This window comes from Ilumatobacter nonamiensis YM16-303 (genome assembly GCF_000350145.1).
Lineage (GTDB): Bacteria > Actinomycetota > Acidimicrobiia > Acidimicrobiales > Ilumatobacteraceae > Ilumatobacter_A > Ilumatobacter_A nonamiensis.
The window spans coordinates 1-1,538 of record NZ_BAOL01000363.1 but is presented as its reverse complement, the minus strand read 5'-3'; the positions used below and the strand labels follow the sequence as shown (position 1 = coordinate 1,538).

The 1,538-nt window shown below is 68.8% G+C and carries 2 protein-coding genes; both read right to left on the bottom strand.

Annotated features, from left to right (window positions below):
* Window positions 1-1,281: TIGR00341 family protein (locus ON45_RS21975; protein WP_083915218.1), on the bottom strand; the 1,281-nt coding region annotated here is incomplete at its 3' end.
* Window positions 1,282-1,290: 9 nt separating this feature from the next.
* Window positions 1,291-1,538: TrmH family RNA methyltransferase (locus ON45_RS20655; RefSeq protein WP_040496723.1), on the bottom strand; the 248-nt coding region annotated here is incomplete at its 5' end.

Genomic DNA, 1,538 nt, shown 5'->3' with positions numbered 1-1,538 from the left:
GCCGCTCGCATCGACGCGCACCACGCCGTCGCCGATCACCAGCGCATCGACGCGGCGGACCCCCTCGAAGTCGCCCTCCTGCAGCCACTCGTCGACGATGACCTCCACCTCGGCGGTGAGAAGTTCCGCGTCGCTGATCACCGTGGTCGTCGGCGCCAGTGTCGTCGTCGTCTCGAACCGCGTCAGGCGGTCCCATTCGAGCGACACGATGCGGTCCGGCCCGAAACGGGCCTGCATGGCTTCGGTCAGCGGGGCATCGTCGGGCGGCGGTTCGAAGCTGCGGACGCGTACCTGGATGCGTCGGTCGTCGAAGTCGATGGTCGGACGATCGGTGGGTTCGATCGGTCCCAACCACTCGTCGACGATCTCCTGCGCCTCGAGATTGCGATCGGTGGCCTCGGCTGCGGCGAGCGATGCCCGGTACAGGGGCACCGCAATCGCGACCACCACGATGGCGACGACCGCCGCCACGGCGCCGGTTCGCCGGTAGGTGTTGGCCAGTCGGCGCGGGGGCACGAACCCCGTCGCGACGAAGACGATCGACGCCGCGAGCACGATCGCTGCGAGGTTCGTGACGTACAACAGCAGCGCGCCCTGCGCCAGTGTGGTGTAGCCCGCTTGGAGGGTGATCCCGACGACACCGAGCGGTGGTACGAGCGCGACGGCGACGGCGACGCCGGGGAGCGAGGACGAGACATCCTTGCGCACCGTTGCGTACGCGCCGGCAGTCCCAGCGCCGAGTGCAACGACGAGGTCGCGGATGTCGGGCGCCGTTCGGCTCGTCACCTCCGTCGGAAGTTCGCCGTTCACGAACATCGCCGCGAGGACGTAGGAGAGCGCGATCGATCCGATCGATGCGAACACGACGTGACCGGCGGATCGCAGTGCCAATCGGAACAGCGCCATCGAGATGCACGCCGCGACCGCGAGCACCGGCTGCATCAAGGGCGCGAGGAGCATGGCGCCGATCACCACGGCGGCCGAGTCGGCGGACAGGCCCATCACCGCGACGACGACGGAGAGTCCGAGCATGGTGCCGAACCGGAAGCCCCAGTGCTCCTGACGCTTGATCCCGAGCTCGCCCATGATCCGTTGGCGTTCGCCGGATTCGAGGTGACGGTGCCACCACTGACGGCGCCGCTCGGTCGGAGTGGACGGCTTGGCGAGATCGTCCGGCGATTGTTCGAGCTGTGCCTTGGCCTGCTCGATCTTGTCGTCGCGCGCCTCGCGATCCTCGTCGGATGCCGGGGACGACGACGTGCCCGGCGTCGGATCGCTCACGAGGTGATGTTACGACGTGAGGCCACGACCGAGCGCGGCAAACGTGATGGCCGCGGCATGGCCCACGTTCAGCGAGTCCACGTCCGGGTCGATCGGAATCCGGACGCGACGCGTGGTCGCGGCCATGGTCGACGCGTCGAGTCCGGGACCCTCGGCTCCGAGGACCACAGCGAGTCGATCCGGGAGCGCATCGGGGTCGATCGACCACAATCCGATGGCGTCGTCGGCCGGCGTCATCGCCCACGTCTCGAAGCCGG